This window comes from Microcystis wesenbergii FACHB-1317 (assembly GCF_014696875.1).
GTDB classification, from domain to species: Bacteria; Cyanobacteriota; Cyanobacteriia; order Cyanobacteriales; family Microcystaceae; genus Microcystis; species Microcystis wesenbergii_A.
In genome coordinates, this window is sequence record NZ_JACJQV010000242.1 from 15,697 (window position 1) to 32,485 (window position 16,789).

General features: G+C 47.0%; 12 protein-coding genes. 6 read left to right on the forward strand and 6 right to left on the reverse strand.

Annotated features, from left to right (window positions below):
- Window positions 1-135: 135 nt before the first annotated feature.
- The 4 genes from H6F92_RS24875 to H6F92_RS24890 form a co-directional block, all read right to left on the reverse strand.
- Window positions 136-1,950, reverse strand: coding sequence for an ABC transporter ATP-binding protein (locus H6F92_RS24875; protein ID WP_190359877.1), 1,815 nt, complete (start codon window positions 1,948-1,950; stop codon window positions 136-138).
- Between the two features lie 22 nt (window positions 1,951-1,972).
- Window positions 1,973-3,049: a phosphotransacetylase family protein gene (locus tag H6F92_RS24880; RefSeq protein WP_190359878.1), complete on the reverse strand. Its 1,077-nt coding sequence runs from the start codon at window positions 3,047-3,049 to the stop codon at window positions 1,973-1,975.
- Window positions 3,050-3,083: 34 nt separating this feature from the next.
- Window positions 3,084-3,461, reverse strand: coding sequence for a type IV pilus biogenesis protein EbsA (ebsA, locus tag H6F92_RS24885; protein WP_190359879.1), 378 nt, complete (start codon window positions 3,459-3,461; stop codon window positions 3,084-3,086).
- A 119-nt stretch (window positions 3,462-3,580) separates the two neighbouring features.
- Window positions 3,581-4,837: a GAF domain-containing sensor histidine kinase gene (locus tag H6F92_RS24890; RefSeq protein ID WP_190359880.1), complete on the reverse strand. Its 1,257-nt coding sequence runs from the start codon at window positions 4,835-4,837 to the stop codon at window positions 3,581-3,583.
- Between the two features lie 389 nt (window positions 4,838-5,226).
- On the opposite strand from H6F92_RS24890, the gene H6F92_RS24895 reads away from it, so the two are divergent.
- Window positions 5,227-5,541, forward strand: a complete 315-nt coding sequence (locus H6F92_RS24895; protein WP_004268081.1) for a DUF3155 domain-containing protein — start codon at window positions 5,227-5,229, stop codon at window positions 5,539-5,541.
- A gap of 147 nt (window positions 5,542-5,688) precedes the next feature.
- On the opposite strand, the gene H6F92_RS24900 is transcribed toward H6F92_RS24895, so the two are convergent.
- Complete coding sequence (locus H6F92_RS24900) at window positions 5,689-7,599, reverse strand: S8 family serine peptidase (protein ID WP_190359881.1); 1,911 nt, start codon at window positions 7,597-7,599, stop codon at window positions 5,689-5,691.
- An 848-nt stretch (window positions 7,600-8,447) separates the two neighbouring features.
- On the opposite strand from H6F92_RS24900, the gene H6F92_RS24905 reads away from it, so the two are divergent.
- The gene (locus H6F92_RS24905; protein WP_190359882.1) at window positions 8,448-9,236 is read left to right on the forward strand and encodes a response regulator transcription factor; all 789 of its coding nucleotides are present in this window, start codon (window positions 8,448-8,450) and stop codon (window positions 9,234-9,236) included.
- 84 nt (window positions 9,237-9,320) lie between these two features.
- On the opposite strand, the gene ftsH is transcribed toward H6F92_RS24905, so the two are convergent.
- Window positions 9,321-11,228, reverse strand: a complete 1,908-nt coding sequence (gene ftsH / locus H6F92_RS24910) for an ATP-dependent zinc metalloprotease FtsH (RefSeq protein WP_190359883.1) — start codon at window positions 11,226-11,228, stop codon at window positions 9,321-9,323.
- 214 nt (window positions 11,229-11,442) lie between these two features.
- Between ftsH and rimP the strand changes: the two genes are divergently transcribed.
- The 4 genes from rimP to infB all read left to right on the forward strand — a co-directional run bounded on the left by rimP (window position 11,443) and on the right by infB (window position 16,746).
- A complete protein-coding gene (gene rimP, locus H6F92_RS24915) occupies window positions 11,443-11,913 on the forward strand; it encodes a ribosome maturation factor RimP (protein ID WP_002789389.1) in 471 nt (156 codons plus the stop codon).
- A gap of 214 nt (window positions 11,914-12,127) precedes the next feature.
- Window positions 12,128-13,324, forward strand: coding sequence for a transcription termination factor NusA (gene nusA, locus H6F92_RS24920; protein WP_190359884.1), 1,197 nt, complete (start codon window positions 12,128-12,130; stop codon window positions 13,322-13,324).
- The gene (locus tag H6F92_RS24925) at window positions 13,321-13,602 is read left to right on the forward strand and encodes a YlxR family protein (protein ID WP_190359885.1); all 282 of its coding nucleotides are present in this window, start codon (window positions 13,321-13,323) and stop codon (window positions 13,600-13,602) included. Before nusA ends, H6F92_RS24925 begins: the two co-directional genes overlap by 4 nt.
- Before the next feature lie 111 nt (window positions 13,603-13,713).
- Entirely contained in the window at window positions 13,714-16,746 is a 3,033-nt protein-coding gene (gene infB, locus H6F92_RS24930) for a translation initiation factor IF-2 (RefSeq protein ID WP_190359886.1), read from the forward strand.
- Window positions 16,747-16,789: the final 43 nt, after the last annotated feature.

Sequence of the window (16,789 nt, forward strand, 5' to 3'; positions counted from 1 at the left end):
CAAAAGGCAAAAGGGAAGAAAAATAGGTGTACCTCACTAGCTTAGGAAACGCTATAATATCATTTAAAACTTAAAACTTATCACTTTAAACTGATCACTGATAACTGATAACTGTTAACTGATCACTGATCACTGTTAACTATCTGTGCCTAACATTTGCAGTTTATATAAACTAGCGTAGAGACCGTCTTTAGTTAATAAATCTTCATGGGTTCCCGATTCGACTAATTCCCCGCGTTTAAGGACAAGAATTCGATCGACATCGCGAATAGTAGAGAGACGATGGGCGATAATAATAGCAGTACGATCAACTAAAATCTGTTCTAAAGCTTCTTGAATTAATACTTCTGTCCCCACGTCTAAACTAGCGGTAGCTTCATCTAAAACTAGAATTTCGGGGTTACGAATAGCGACTCTTGCAAAAGCGAGTAATTGTTTTTGTCCTCCCGATAAATTTGCGCCCCGTTCGCGTAAAAGGGTATGATAACCATCGGGTAACTCCTCGATCAAGTGATCGATATTAGTTAATTTAGCCGCTGCCTTAACTTGGTCAAAATCATAAGTTTCTCCTAAAGTAATATTGCGAGTAACATCTCCAGCAAAGAGAAAAGTTTCTTGGAGAATGACACCGATATAACGTCTTAATTCCGCTTGGGGAAGATAACGGATATCGATACCATCCACTAGAATTCTGCCCTTACTCGGTTCGTAAAGACGACAGAGAAGACGAATAATCGAACTTTTTCCCGCACCAGTGGGACCGACTAAAGCGACTTTTTCCCCGGGATGAATGGTAAAATTGAGACCTTTGATAATATATTCATCGGGTTTATAACCAAACCAAACATTTTTAAAAATAATCTCGCCAGTTTGACGTTTTTCTGGAAAATAAAGCTCTTTAGAACTGTTAGTATCGGCGATTTCAATGGGAATACTAATTAATTCCCCAATGCGTTCGATAGCAGTAAAACCCGATTGAAACATGGTAAATTTTTCGGCAAACTGACGCAGGGGATTAAAGAGACGTTGGGAGAATAAAATAAAAGCCGATAAAACCCCAAAATCAATGGTTTTCTGGAGAATCAAAATCCCGCCTAACCATAATACTCCTCCCACGGCAATTAATCCGATCCATTCCAAAGTGGCCGACACAGCCGAATCGTAAAAAATTGTTTTATCTAGGGATTGACGATAGTGAGTATTGATAGAGCGAAACATTTCAGCGTTAAAGCGTTCGCGGCGAAATAATTGAACAATATTAACTCCGACTACATTTTCCTGTAATTGGGCATTAAGTTTTGATAATTCCTCGCGTACTTGATAGTTAGCGGTGCGGTATTGTTTTTGAAAAAAGATAATTAAAGCAGTGACGGGAAATAACATCAACACCAACAATAGAGCTAATTGCCATTGCAGGGTAAACATGGTGAGGATAATAACTAAAATATTGACCAGATCACTGACAACTCCGATCGCCCCACTAGCAAAAACTTCTCCTAATGCTTCCACATCGCTGGTTAAACGAGTGACTAAACGTCCCACGGGAGAGCGATCAAAAAAACTGGAGGAAAGGGAAGTAACATGGGTAAATAAATCTTCCCGGACATTAGCAGTAATTGACTGACCGACTTTCTGCACTAGATAACCTTGTGTTGTCCCTAAAATCAGTCGTAAAATAATCGAAACCGACAGGATAATAATTAGGGTATTGATGGCTGCCGTTAAGGGCATTCGAGCCAAAAAACCCCAAGTTTGTTCCTTTTGCAAAAGGGAGACCGCTTGACCGATAATTAAGGGTTGGATCGCCCCCGTGAGAGATAGGGGAAAAAGAAGTATTAATGACCAAAATAGTAGGGCTTTTTGCTTTTTCGCGTAGGGAAGTAGTCTTAATAATAATCTCCAGTCATTTTCTTTGACCGGAGGGGACACAGGGGGGGATGATGGAGCCATATTCTCGGCAGCTGGGGAGAAATTACGCCCCTATTGTTAACTTTTCTAACAGGCGATCGATCTGAAAATGTTCCTCCATTAATTCTCGAATACAAGCAACTTTTACCTGTTCCTGTAAGCGAATCTTCCCGAAGGCCTGATCGACGATTTCCACGGTGGTGAGAGTATCTAAATTTACCGAGAGAATTGGTACTTCTAAATCCTCGGCCCGGCCGAGAATCAGGGGATCTGGAGAGATGGAACCGGTTAAGATTAAACAGGTAGTGGAAGTTTCTAGGGCAGCCAACTGTAGATCAGTGCGATCGCCACCCGTAATCACGGCCATATTTTCCCCCTTGCGAAAATATTCTAAAGCGGCGTTGACATTCATCGCCCCGATCGCTAAACTTTCTACCATCCAATCCAAACGATCGGGCCGACATAATACTTTGGCCTCTAAAAGATGGACAATTTCCCGAACACTAATACTGCGCAGCAGTTTACTAGCGGGTAACAGTCCTAAAACTTCCACACCTTGGCCAGCGAGATAGGGTTTAAGGAGAGATTGTACTTCATCCCAATCATCGGCGGGGATATCGCTAATTACTACCCCCAGCAGCTGATTATTTAATTCCTGTTGCGCTTTCAGCAGACTATCGGCAATCAGGGGAGAACTATAGCGGGCCACCAATAGGATCGGAGTCTGGAGAATTTTGGCCATCTCCCCCATGGATAGCTGAAAAATGCTCCCTTCCCAGAGGGTCCCCGGTCCTTCGAGAAGGGTAATATCACTGTTAACTCGATCGAGATAGCCGGCAAGAACATTGCCGTAGTCCTGTTTATCTGTACCTTGTAAACGTTTAGCAACGGAATCCACATCTGTATAGATCAGGGGTAAGCGCAGCTGTTCGGGGGATAATTCTAATAATTGCCGAATAAATTCTACATCCTCATCGACCAATTGCCCATCGACGTAGCCCGGACAATTGCCCACTGGTTTGCCGTAACTTATCTCTAGTCCTTTTTGCCGCAAGAGATGCGCTAAACCGACGATAGTTCCCGATTTACCACTAAGGGGTTCTAGGGAAGAGATAAGTATAGATTTGGCTGATTTGGCCACGATTTGCTCCTTTTAACCCGTAAAATCCCGACTTTTATCCTTCAAATCGCAGCAGTTTCCGATAAAATCCCTGCGAAAAGTCGGCCGAACCTAGCTGCTTAAAGGTTTTAATCGCATCGATGAGATATTCGATCAACTCGGAGTTAATAATCGTCATCTCATAGCTTAGGTCGGCCTGTCCTTCAAATTGTAAACGACAACGGGTCAATTCCGAGGGCAATTTTGATACATACCAAGAGGCCACAAAGGGAATCCCTTCACTGTTTTCTATGCGACGATGACCTTCTAAAGATCCTCCTTGATACAAAGTGATCGCATAGGGCAGCATACTATGTTTGTCCCTGGCATAGTAGGGCATATATACTAGGACATCGGCCTTATTAGCGGGTTCCAATTGTTCGATAGTCGCCATAATTAGTTAATTCTTTGCTTCACAGCCAATTTACCAGTGACACTGATATTTTCGATATATTTTAACCGATCGATCGGGGAATCTCACTATCGGGAAAATAGGCAGAATTTACGACCAGATCATTTTCCTATACTGAGGTGATCATCGGCTATAACCGGCATACTAACCCGAAAAACCGTGCCGGGGTAGAGGGAACTTGTTGGCTCGGGATTGGGACTGATAAATTCAATCTTCCCCCCCATGCTGGTAATTAATTCTTTGGCGATCGCTAAACCTAATCCTGTACCCGGTATATCTCCCCCTGCTTGCACTCCCCGGTAGTGACGTTGAAAAATTCTTTCTTGATCGCTCGTCGGAATACCATAACCCGTGTCTTTAAAAACAATTTCTACACTATTCTTAACATTTTTTACCTCGACGGTGACTTTTCCGCCAGCAGGAGTATATTTGAGGGCATTATCAATTAAATTACTGAATACTTCCCGCAAACCAGGGATATTGGCCCGAATAAGTGGTATATCTTCCCCGTGAATCGTTTCTAGACTGAGATTTCTCTCTTTGGCTACCGCTTGGGCCGAAAGGAGCAGCGGATCGAGAAGATCATGGAGATCGATCGGCGTTAGTTGGCCGCTGCCAGCAGGTAAGAGAAAGGCGGTGGGGGAAGATTGCGCTTGCAGGAGAGGAATATCGACGGTGGGGTAATTTTCGCTTTCTTGCTGAATTTGTCCCTCAAATTCGGCAATTAAGTCGCGAACTCGATCGCTTTCTCTCAGGATACCAGTAATGGCGGGATCGTTACCCTCTTCGGCTAAAAGCCTTTTGAGCAGAAGTTTACCAAAGGTTTTTAAAGCGGTGAGGGGATTGCGGATTTGATGGAGAAAGGTATCGAGGCGCTGACTTTGCCATTGTCGATAATAACGTTCTTCTGCCAATTGGCGATCGAGTACACAGGCTAAAGCGAGGGTTTGGGTGATTTTTTCCATCTGGGTTAATTCCCAACTTTGCCAAGGTCGTTTTTCTCTGGTTGTCACCAATAATCCGATCATGCCCTCTTCATACATTAAGGGTAAAAACAAGCGATGACCGCTGACGGTCTCCTGATTACTCCAGAGGTGGGATAAATCTTCTAACTTAACCGCAGTTAACAAGTCTGCCGCCGGTTGCTCTGGTTGTAAGGAAAGCCGCTTTTTTTGGGGAGAAGGGGGATTAAAAGGGGGATAAACAACGACTGGGATTAAATTACTCGATAAAGGTTCAGTTAAATAAACCGCACTTCTGTCAGCTTCCATTTGCTCCCGCAAAAGTTCCATCTGTGCCTGACAGAGGGCAATAAAATCATCACTAAGGGGAGTCCGGGAGGGGGAGGAGAAGGCCATACCAAGAAAGTAAAAAGTAAAAAGTCAGAAAACCCAGATAAAGCTAGGGTTGCGAGTTTTGTTTCCCAGTTTACACAGGAGAGAAAGGCGATTCTCTTGGGTCGAGGGCAGCCAGTAAAAAGCAATTAGGACAAGGGTTTGGTCACTATTTTCGGGGTGGATCACGGTATATATTAAAAAAAGTTTAATAATAATAAGTTTTGTATCGGGATTTGGGGCTGTGTTTTTGTCAGAAAAACTTAAACATAGTCCCAGTCTAGCTTCTAGTCAAACTTGTCTGTAATTGGCTTTGGTGAGAGACACTTGATTTCTTGGTCTAGAAGGGATATAATCGCTACGGCTTTTGTAACTATCATTACAACGATTAGCCAAAACAGGAGGTAATTGGGTTGGCCAGAAAACGGAAACGTAAGAGTCGCCGTCGTCAAGAAGGACGTAAGATACTTGAACTTGTACCCCAGTATAGTATTGAAAGTGGCGAAGATAAACCCGTAACTGCGGCGCGTAAGTATATTCAAGCTATAGGCATTAGCCCACCAGCTTTATTGATTGTTAAGCGTAACGAGCATACAACCGATCGCTATTTCTGGGCTGAAAAAGGACTGTTTGGAGCGCAATATGTGGAGGAAAACCACTTCCTCTTCCCAAGTTTGCGCGACCTGCAGCCCCAGCCCGTCAAAGCACCGGTAGCAGTTGCCAAATAACTCAAAGGACTATTAATCGTATCATGGAAAGTGAATTCGTTTACGCAAAAGTAAACGAGTTTTTTTTGTCTGAGGCCTAGGAATCAGCCATCAGCTTTTCGCTGATGGCTGAAGGTAAGCAATCTGAGGCCGAAAAACAGCTAAGTTTTAGGCAACATTACCTGCTGTGGTCGTAATAATTTGACGTACTTGAGCATCGGTCAGATTCGGATTGGCACTCAACATTAAGGCCACCACTCCAGCTACATGAGGTGTTGCCATAGAGGTTCCACTCAAGAAACCATAGCCACCATTAGGGAGAGTAGAATACACTTGCACGCCTGGGGCGGTGACATAGCTCATCGAAGAATTGGAACCAGCACGATTGGAGAAGGAAGCCATCTGGTTAGAACTATCAACGGCACCTACGGCAAGACCCCAAGAGGTGGCACTGGAAGCGGGATAACCGGGTTGAGCTGCCCCCTCATTACCAGCGGCCATAACCACGATAACACCGCGACTGCTGGCATACTGGAGGGCTGATTGAACCGCGCTGTCAGTGCTACCACCCCCCAAACTCATATTAATCACATCAGCACCGTTGTCCACAGCGTAGCGAATTCCTTGGGCAACGCCACTATAGGTGCCACTACCGGAATCGCTCAAAACTTTCACTGGCATAATTCTGGAATTGTAGGCCACACCAGTGGCCCCGAAACCATTATTAGCAGCAGCAATGGTTCCCGCCACATGAGTACCATGGCTGTTGCCATCTAAAGTGTTATTATTGCCATTGGCAAAGTTCCAGCCATAAACGTCATCAACATAACCGTTGCTATCGTTATCAAGACCATCATTGGCAATTTCGCCCGCATTCGTCCAAATATTGCCCGCTAAGTCGGCATGATTGCGGTCAACTCCTGTATCTAGTACAGCAACGACGATTCCTTGTCCTGTATAACCGCTTGCCCAAGCTTCCGGAGCATTAACTAAGTTAACCCCCCAGTCATTAGCACCACCAAAAGTGGGAACATCGGCAAAAGGAGTTTGATTCAAGGCTCCAGCGACGGCTTTCGCGGCATTAACTAAACCGTATCCTGAAATGGCACTATATCCGGGTGTGACTGTGGCTGTGGTAGCCGACAGGCTTAAGTTATAGTTAGTGCTGCCACTGTAGGGATAAACCCGGACATAGTAAGTACCCGCACTGAGTTGACGAGTAATACTCTCACTGCTGGTACTGCCATTAGTGGAGCTAGTAATCACACTGCCATTACTATCTAATAAGGACACATCGGCATCGGCACTTAATCCCGTTAAATTCAGGCTAAAGTCGCTAGTAGTTCCTAAACTAAAACGATAGTAATCATTAGTGTCTGTGGTACCAACAAAATCACTGTAGCTGGTGGGAGTTGCTCCAATGGTGATATCACGGGCCGTTGCTAAGGTATTACCGGCATCAGGAGCGGCAGCTAAACTTAAGTTATAGTTAGTGCTGCCACTGTAGGGATAAACCCGGACAAAGTAAGTACCCGCATTCAGTTGACGAGTAATACTATCATTGCTGGTACTGCCATTAGTGGAGCTAGTAATCACACTGCCATTACTATCTAATAAGGACACATCAGCATCGGCACTTAATCCCGTTAAATTGAGGCTAAAGTTGCTACTGGTTCCTAAACTAAAACGATAGTAATCATTAGTGTCTGTGGTACCAACAAAATCGCTGTAGGTGGTGGGAGTCGCTCCAATGGTGATATCACGCGCCGTGGCTAAGGTATTGCCAGCTAGGTCAACAGAACTGGAAACACCCACAAAACTACTTGGACCCGTTAAAAAATCACCGCCGTTACGCCAAGAGGAAAGGGATTGGGATGATTGCCCGGGATTTTCCAGTCCTAGCTGGTATTCTTCCACAGAATTGCTTAAAAAGCCAGAATCCATGCCCTGGAGACTTTTGCGGAAAACAGGGGTAATCAAGTCGGAGCGTCCTAAACCTGATTCCTCGACAAGGGTTGGTAAATGGAAGATATCATCTAAAACATTACTGTCTGATAGGTTGAAACGTTCGTCAAGCATATTTTTTCTCCTTAAGTGCTTCAGATGTGAGGTCAGGGGTTGGTTCCTAACTGTCGATACTTATTTCTGGGGAGTTGGGGATTATTTCGATCTCCGCCCTCCCTTTACCGTCGTATAGTATATAAGTCAGGTGAAAACTTTGACTGAATATATACTGGGGGTGCGATCTAATCCTATGCAGTTAGTGGCTATGGGGAGAAAAATTGATGAGTTATTCTCCGCTAAAAATTTCTCAAAACCTGGGGAATCTAGACCATCTATATAGTTATAGATGTCGTTGGCGGCAAAGTTATCTATCATGGTGTTCTGGTCTTTTTTTAGTGGTTAGATGGCTGAGATAACAATCAAGAATATCTGATCAGACAGACAATACCTGTCAGCTTTTGGGTAAGTCCCACAAAGAGTAGGCCAATTCAAATCTGAATTGCATTACTGGGCGAGTTTATACGCCAATTCAAACCTGGATTTCACCACAATCTGATCCTATTTCATACAATAACTTGAATGGGATTCGATAGTCAAGACGTTTTTGGGGACGTATGAATTACAAATTATGAATTATGAAGTCGGGAGTGGGGTCATGGAATTATGAATTATGAATTATGAATTATGAATGATAAATTATGAATTATGAATGATAAATTATGAATTATGAATGATAAATTATGAATTATGAAGTGGGGAGACCACTTCGTGCGCGTTGCGGGGGGTGATGGGGTGATGGGGTGATGGCAGCAGGGAGAAAAAAGCTGACAGCTAACGAATGTTACGATTGTTACAACATCTTGACATTAATTCTGATACCCTGACAATGTGTCAATCTGTGCAGTAATGGGGCAGAAACTCAAGTGGTATCGATCCATATTTCTATTGTTGAGGGCAACCCGCACTTGCGATCGCTATTAGCTTGGCATCTGCAACAGGCCGGTTATTTGGTCAATCAATCGGCAAACCTGCAAAGTGCGCGTCAAGCTTTCCTTCATCGTCAACCAACCTTAGCAATTATCGATTCCGACTTGCCAGATGGGGATGGAATCGAACTCTGCCGTTGGCTTTATCAACAAAAACAGTCTTTAATACTGATTCTCTCGGCCCGCAATGGCGAAAAAGATGTGGTCAATGGTTTAAAAGCCGGGGCCGACGACTACCTGAAAAAGCCCTTTGGAATGCAAGAATTTATGGCTAGGGTAGAAGTGTTAACCCGTCGTTTAGGCAGTAGGGCTGCTCCCCTACACTTGGATTATGGGCAATTAAAAATAGATTTAGCCCAACGACGGGTACAATTTCGCGGGGAGTATATCGAATTAACCCCCCAAGAATTTAGCCTACTCTACGTTTTAGCCCAAGCGGAGGGAACACCCCTATCAAGAGCCGATTTACTGCGTCGCGCTTGGCCCGAGGAAATCGATAATCCCCGGACAATTGATACTCATGTTCTCTCTCTGCGGAAAAAAATCGAAACCGATCCCAGGCAACCTAATTTAATTCAAACCGTCCGCAACGTCGGCTATCGTTTCAATCTAGAAATGTTGGCCGAGATCAATTCAGCTTTAGAAGCTAATATTATTGCTTCCACCAAAGGCAATCATAACGGTCATTCCATGAGTAAAATTCCTGCTCACAATGTTAGTCGTTAATTCTGGCTTTGTCCGACTGATTAGCCGATTTTTTGCCGAAATCGTCTCCTAACCGCTGAATGAAGCAAGGAGACGAAGAGCAAATTAAACCATCGTCACCATTGACCGATCCGCTTGTTGCTGAAATTCCGTCAATAAACGCCGGAATTCGTCGCCGTCGATGGTTTCCTGTTCAATCAGTATATCCACCAAGCGATCAATCGCCACACGATTGTCAAGGATAATTTTTGTTGCTAAATCGTGGCATTGCTTGACAAGTTCCCGCACTTGTGCATCAATTTTCGCCATCATCGCAAAAGAATGGTCGGCATGATAACCAGCACCAGCACCACCGAGATAGGAATTACCATCCTCCTCTAGGGCAATCAATCCCAATTCCGACATTCCCAGACGCGTTACCATCTGTCGGGCCAGATAGGTGATTTTTTCAATATCATTACCGGCCCCGGTAGTCACTTCATCCTCACCGAAGACACATTCCTCCGCCACCCGTCCCCCTAATAATCCCGCAATTCGGGCTAATAACTGGGAACGACTGGTTAAACCCTGTTCTTCATCAGGAGTGAACCAAGTTAACCCCTGGGCTTGCCCCCGGGGAATCAGGGTGACTTTTTCCACTTGATCGTGACCGGGACAGAGAGTACCGACAATCGCATGGCCGACCTCATGATAGGCGATCAAACGCTTGGCTTTACTATCCACTAAAGCGCGCCCTTCCATACCGGCCACAATCCGATCGATCGCATCGTTGACTTCCGCCATGGTAATCGCCTCTTTCCGTCTTCTAGCGGTAAAAATCGCCGCTTCGTTGAGCATATTCGCCAAATCTGCCCCAGTAAAACCGGGGGTGCGCCTGGCGATCGCCTCCAGAGTAACATCGGCAGCAACCTTTTTATCGCGAGAATGGACCTCCAAAATGGCCAAACGTCCCTTAAAATCTGGATAATCCACCACTACCTGTCGATCAAAACGACCCGGACGCAGCAGGGCCGAATCCAAAACATCGGGGCGGTTGGTGGCGGCAATGACGATAATGCCAGTATTTCCCTCAAAACCGTCCATTTCCGTCAATAATTGGTTCAGGGTTTGTTCCCGTTCATCATTACCTCCCCCATAACCGATCCCTCGTTGACGACCAACGGCATCAATTTCATCGATAAAAACCAAACAAGGGGCATTTTCCTGGGCTTTTCGGAACAAATCTCGCACTCGCGACGCACCAACCCCGACGAACATCTCCACGAATTCCGACCCGGAGATGCTGAAAAAAGGTACTCCTGCCTCTCCTGCGATCGCTTTAGCCAGCAAAGTTTTCCCCGTCCCCGGTGGCCCGATTAACAGGACTCCTTTGGGGATTTTTGCACCAATAGCCGTAAATTTTTCCGGTTGTTTGAGGAATGTCACCACTTCCTCTAGATCTTCCTTGGCCTCATCCACACCGGCCACATCATTAAATTCTATGCCAGTTTTCGCCTCCATCTGAAACCGCGCCCTTGATTTACCGAAGTTCATCGCTTGACCGGAAGCATTAGCGGAACGACGGATAATAAACACCAATAATCCCAAGACGATTATAATGACTAACAGGTTAGTGAGAACATTGATCAGGGCCGAATTGTCAGTGCGAGGGAGAATACCGTACTCAATTTTTTTAGCATCGAGTCTCTTGATTAATTCGGGATTTTGGTCAAATAAATTGACTTCTACTTCTACTTCTTTCGGGGGATCCTTGTCCGTTTGATCGACGAGGGTAACTGCTGCCTGCTGCAAAGAAGGATTGATTTCGACCTTTTTTACCTCTCCTTGCTCGATTTTCTTTAACAATTCACCGTAGGTGAGGGTATTTGGGGTTTTTTGACTCCAAGCAGCAGTGACATGGCCAAAGGTTTGCAGAATCATCCAAGTGGTGACAATCCCTTTCCATACTGGCCGATGACCACGATTCTTAGCTGACTTGGCTCTAACTACGGTGAGCGGAGATTTTTGATCCATAATTGACTCTATATCTAGTTACCCTGTATTCATTGTGACAGATCGACTCGATCGTGACCACTGTTCTGTTTTTCCCCAGCCACGACCCTGAGGGCAAATAGTGATGACGGTTTTTTGCTATATTGTATTTAGCTAGGTGGTCTAACCACTGCCTATCCCAATCACTAACAGTTTAGGGAAGTGGGTTTCGCCCGCTTTTTTTATTGTCTAAATCATGACCCATCCGCTCATCCCCGACCTGCTGCACCTAGCCACCCCTATCGCTGAAAACTTGGGGCTAGAAGTGGTCGATATCGTTTTCCAAACCAATAAAAGGCCTCCCGTCCTGCGCGTCGATATTCGCAATCTTGCGGGAGATACTGGTTTAGAGGACTGTGAGCAGATGAGTCGGTCTTTAGAAACCGCCCTCGACAGTCAAGAAATCTTACCCGGGGCCTACGTTTTGGAAATATCTAGCCCCGGCATTTCTCGACAACTGAGCAGCGAACGCGAATTTCAGTCTTTTAAAGGTTTTCCCGTCATCGTTACCGGCCAGGATAGCCAGGGAAAACCAAAAGAATGGCGCGGAAAACTGCAAGGTAGAGATGAGCAATCTATTTATCTTAACCAAAAGGGTCGCTCCCTGACCATCGATCGCACTACTGTCATCAGCGTCCGTTTAGATGAGCAGCGCAGTAATCAGTAATCAGTAATCAGTAAACAGTAAACAGTAAACAGTAAACAGTAAACAGGGATAAGGATGAAGATAAATAACTAACTAACTGATTAACTTAAAACTTACATCTGATAACTGATAACTGATAACTGATAACTGATAACTGATAACTGATAACTGATAACTGATACAAGGCTAATAGCTAAAAAACTAATCACTCAAAAGTAAGGAGAAAAAAATAATTATGGCTACTGTTAATTTGCCCGGTTTAAAAATAATGCTCGAAGAAATTAGCCAACGACATAATTTGCCCAAAAATGCCGTACAGGAGGCTTTGCGTGAGGCACTTATCAAGGGTTACGAACGTTATCGCCGCGCCCAAAGTTTAGAAAAAGCCGCTCAATTTCATGAAGATTATTTCAATAACTTTGATGTGGAATTAGACGTAGAAGAAGAAGGGTTTCGCATCCTTTCGACTAAAACTATTGTCGAAGAAGTGACCAATCCCGACCATCACATCGGTCTCAAAGAAGTGCAAGAAGTGGCCGATGAGGCCCAATTAGGGGATGAAGTAGTTCTTGATGTCACCCCCGACCAAAGAGAATTTGGTCGCATGGCGGCGATTCAAACTAAACAGGTTTTACTGCAAAAACTGCGGGATAACCAACGCAAAATGATTCAAGAGGAGTTCCAAGATCTGGAAGGAACCGTTTTACAGGCCCGGGTCGTCCGTTTTGAAAGACAGGCCGCTATTGTCATGGTACAAAGTACCTACGGTCAACCGGAAGTGGAAGCAGAACTACCCAAACGGGAACAGCTGCCCAACGATAACTATCGCGCCAACGCCACCTTTAAAGTTCTGCTCAAAAAAGTCTTGGAAGGTTCTCAACGCGGCCCGCAATTAATTGTTTCCAGAGCAGCGGCAGGTTTGGTAGTATATCTGTTCGCCAACGAAGTTCCCGAAATCGAGGAGGAAATCGTGCGTATTGTCGCCGTCGCTCGGGAAGCTAATCCCCCCTCCCGTCACGTTGGTTCGCGGACAAAAATCGCCGTCGATACCTTAGAGAGAGACGTGGATCCGGTTGGGGCCTGTATTGGGGCCAGAGGTTCGCGGATTCAAGCCGTGGTGAACGAATTGCGGGGCGAAAAAATCGACGTGATTCGCTGGTCTCCAGATCCGGCCACCTACATCGCCAATGCCCTTAGTCCCGCTCGTATTGACCAAGTTTTGTTCACTAATGCCGAAGAAAGACAAGCATTGGTACTGGTGGCCCAGGATCAATTAAGTTTAGCGATTGGCAAAGAAGGGCAGAACGTGCGTCTAGCCGCTCGTCTGACGGGCTGGAAAATCGATATTAAGGATATAGTCCTCTATAAAGGCGAACAAGAGGTAAAAACCGATGAAACCGACCCAGAAGCGCAGGATTTAGACCAAGAATGAACCCCTTCGTCAATTATCGACGCTGTATTAGCTGCCGTCTCTTCGCCCCGAAAGAATCCTTTTGGCGAATTGTCCGACTACACCCATCCGGACAGATAGAATTGGATCAAGGAATGGGAAGAGCTGCCTATATCTGTCCGCAACCTAACTGCCTGCAATTAGCTCGGCAAAAAAATCGTCTCGGACGCGCCCTAAAGGCCAATATTCCCGAAACGCTCTATGAATCCTTGCAAGAGCGCCTCGGTACTGCCAAACAAGGGGGTCCAAATCAGGATTAAAATTGACGATCATAGCCACAAAATCGTTACCATGGAAAGGGGGCAGTCCTGACAGGATCAAAAAATCAGCCAAATCATAGGATCACTAACACTTTAGCCGGGGGATAATGGATGAGTAACGCGAAAGTCAGAATTTACGATTTATCAAAAGAATTGAATCTAGACAACAAAGACATTTTGGATATCTGTGACCAGTTGAACATCGAGTACAAGAGCCACAGTAGCACGATCAGCGAAGAGGATGCCCAACGCATCAAAGCAATCGCTGCGAAGGGATTTGTTTCGAGTGCCAGTAAAAATAGCACGGGTCAGCGAGAATCGGCTAGTCCTGCCGAGGAAAAAAAACAAAAGATTTTAGCCCTGCATAAACACAACCGCCCCGAAACTGGCGAAGAAGGGGAAATCTATCCCGGACCTGCCGGTTCCTCAGCTAAACCGACTTTAATCAGTCCTCCTCGTCCCCCAGTTAAACCCCTCGTTGCTCCCCCAGGGCGCGACGGTGCGGCCGAAAAAACTCCCCCCACTGCTGCAGAGATGCCATCTCAGTCCACCAGTGTTAAAGAAACCCCCACCGAAACCCCGCTAGTGCCAGAAATATCCCCCACCTTAATCGCCCCACCTAATCGACCTTCCCTCACCCCGAAACCACGCCCGGGCAGCGCCTCGGGCCGGCCAGAACCCCGACCTAAAAATGCCCCCGGCAGTAACGACAGGCCGCGGGGAGAAAAACACGAGCGCGGTGAGAGCGAAAACGCCCCTAGTCCTGAGCGCAGGACTGGCTTGGCTAAACCAGAAAAACCGACCCTCCACCGCAAACCCGACGGAAAAAGCCCGAAACTGGCGGAACCAGCTAGAGAAGTGCGGGAGACGGTGGAATTGAAGCGCCCGGTTCGCCCTGGTATGCCCGCTAAAATCTCGGCTACCGGCGAGGAAGAAACCGACACCACCAAGAAATCCGGTGTTGATGGCACAGAAATCGATACAGATACCGGATTGCTCGGAGCAGACGGGCCCAAAAAACTCAAACGACCGACCATGCCCCTTCGCATGGCCAAAAAATCTAGCTGGGAAGAAGAGGAAGAAGAAGAGAAAAAAGCGGCCAAAACCGCCAAAACTGCTGGCAAAAACAAACGCCGCACCCAAGCCCTCTTTGAAGATGACGATGATCTAGAATCGGAACTATCCGGGTTAATCAATAGCCCCAGTTTTACCCTTTCCACCGCTCGTCCCCCCAAACCGCCCAGCGCTAAAGCAACCACCCCTAGCACTCCCACAGCAGTCAAAGTTAAGCGGCCCAGTAAACCAACCGCCCACACCGGCAGCCCGAAAAGCGAGCGCCAAGAACCCCAAGAGGAAAAACGCCCGGAAAGCATCGTCATCACCGGCAGTCTCACCGTGCGCGACCTCTCGGAATTGATGAAAGTCCCGGAAACCGAGATCATCAGAACCCTATTTTTTAAAGGGATGGCGGTTAATATCACCCAAACTCTCGACGTGGACACGATCGAAATGATCGCCAGGGACTTCGAGATGACCGTGGAAACCCCCAGCACCCAGTCGGCGGCAATCAAAACCACGGAGATGATCGATGTCTCCGACTGGGAAAGTCTCCAGCGTCGTCCCCCCGTCGTCACCATTATGGGTCACGTTGACCACGGTAAAACCACCCTCCTCGACTCGATCCGCAAAACCAAAGTCGCCCAGGGGGAAGCCGGCGGCATCACCCAGCACATCGGTGCTTACCACGTCGATGTGGAACATAACGGCAAACCGGAACAGATTGTCTTTTTGGATACCCCCGGCCACGAAGCTTTTACCGCCATGCGGGCCCGTGGGGCGAGAGTCACCGATATAGCGGTGCTGGTGGTGGCCGCCGATGATGGCGTGCAACCCCAAACGAAAGAGGCAATTAGTCACGCCAGGGCAGCCGTTGTCCCCATCGTGGTGGCGATTAACAAAGTCGATAAACCTTCGGCTAACCCCGACCGAATTAAACAGGAATTGACCGAACAGGGACTGGTGGCCGAAGATTGGGGCGGTGAGACGATTATGGTTCCCGTTAGCGCCCTGCGGGGTGAAAATCTCGATAATCTGCTGGAAATGATCCTCTTGGTGGCAGAAGTAGAGGAACTGGTTGCTAACCCCGATCGCTTGGCTAAGGGAACCGTCATCGAAGCTAACCTCGATCGCACCAAAGGTCCCGTGGCCACCCTGCTCGTCCAGAATGGCACTCTCCGCGTCGGTGATAGCATCGTCGCTGGTTCCGTTTTCGGCAAAATTCGGGCGATGATCGATGATCGCGGTCAAAAAGTCGAAGCGGCCACCCCCTCCTTCGCCGTGGAAATCCTCGGTCTTAGTGATGTTCCAGCCGCCGGCGATGAGTTCGATGTCTATGAAAGTGAGAAAGAGGCCCGCTCGATCGCTGATCAACGGGCGATCGAACGACGCAACACCCGTTTACAACAGGCCCTCTCCTCCCGTCGCGTTAGCCTTAGCACCCTCTCTATCCAAGCTCAAGAAGGACAACTCAAGGAACTTAATCTCATCCTCAAGGCAGATGTGCAAGGTTCCGTCGAGGCCATCCTCGGAGCGCTCAAACAGTTACCCCAAAACGAAGTGCAGATTCGGGTTCTCCTCGCCTCTCCGGGGGAAATCACCGAAACCGATGTGGATCTGGCCGCCGCTAGTGGTGCGGTAGTGGTGGGTTTTAATACCACCCTGGCCAGTGGTGCGCGCGCATCCGCCGATCGGGAAGGGGTCGATATCCGCGATTACAATATCATCTACAAGCTTCTCGATGATATTCAAGGGGCGATGGAAGGTCTTCTCGACCCCGAAGAAGTGGAAGAACACCTCGGTTTTGCCGAAGTGCGTGCCGTCTTCACCGTCGGTCGTGGGGCCGTGGCGGGCTGTTATGTCCAATCTGGTAAACTGGTGCGGAACCGCTTCCTGCGCGTGCGTCGCGGCAAGGAAATTGTTTATCAGGGAGTTCTCGATTCCCTCAAACGGATGAAGGAAGATGCCCGGGAAGTGGCCACCGGTTTCGAGTGCGGTGTCGGTGTTTCTAAATTCAATGACTGGAAAGAAGGCGACATTATCGAAGCCTACGAAATGGTCATGAAACGCCGCACTTTATCCAGTTAATTAGACGGTCACCGTCGGGAGTCGGGAGTCAGTTATCAGTTAT

Coding starts and splice junctions, on each gene's coding strand:
- H6F92_RS24875 (WP_190359877.1), bottom strand. CDS start 1,950: ATGGCTCCATCATCCCCCCCTGTGTCCCCTCCGGTCAAAGAAAATGAC.
- ebsA (WP_190359879.1), bottom strand. CDS start 3,461: ATGGCGACTATCGAACAATTGGAACCCGCTAATAAGGCCGATGTCCTA.
- H6F92_RS24890 (WP_190359880.1), bottom strand. CDS start 4,837: ATGGCCTTCTCCTCCCCCTCCCGGACTCCCCTTAGTGATGATTTTATT.
- H6F92_RS24900 (WP_190359881.1), bottom strand. CDS start 7,599: ATGCTTGACGAACGTTTCAACCTATCAGACAGTAATGTTTTAGATGAT.
- ftsH (WP_190359883.1), bottom strand. CDS start 11,228: ATGGATCAAAAATCTCCGCTCACCGTAGTTAGAGCCAAGTCAGCTAAG.
- rimP (WP_002789389.1), top strand. CDS start 11,443: ATGACCCATCCGCTCATCCCCGACCTGCTGCACCTAGCCACCCCTATC.
- nusA (WP_190359884.1), top strand. CDS start 12,128: ATGGCTACTGTTAATTTGCCCGGTTTAAAAATAATGCTCGAAGAAATT.
- H6F92_RS24925 (WP_190359885.1), top strand. CDS start 13,321: ATGAACCCCTTCGTCAATTATCGACGCTGTATTAGCTGCCGTCTCTTC.
- infB (WP_190359886.1), top strand. CDS start 13,714: ATGAGTAACGCGAAAGTCAGAATTTACGATTTATCAAAAGAATTGAAT.